Annotated in this window: 1 protein-coding gene; it reads right to left on the reverse strand. The window is 62.2% G+C overall.

Going from position 1 to position 209, the window contains the following annotated elements; genetic code table 11:
- The coding region (locus ORL50_RS28930; protein WP_266020135.1) for an FHIPEP family type III secretion protein at positions 1-209 on the reverse strand (209 nt) is incomplete at both ends.

The raw sequence follows: 209 nt of genomic DNA on the forward strand, positions 1-209 counted from the left end.
GGTCGAGGTTGTCACGAATGTGCACAGTCGGCATCAGGAAGCCCAGGTCCTGGGACAGCTTCTTGCGCACGCCCTTGATCCGCGCCAGCAGCTGACCACCCTGGTTACGGTCCACTAGGGGGATCAAGCGGTAGCCAACTTCGAGGCCAATCATGTCGATCGGGGTCACGTCATCCCAGCCCAGCTCCTTGGTTTCCTGGGCACGGGCC

The organism is Pseudomonas sp. RIT-562, from assembly GCF_026241895.1.
Lineage (GTDB): Bacteria > Pseudomonadota > Gammaproteobacteria > Pseudomonadales > Pseudomonadaceae > Aquipseudomonas > Aquipseudomonas mandelii_F.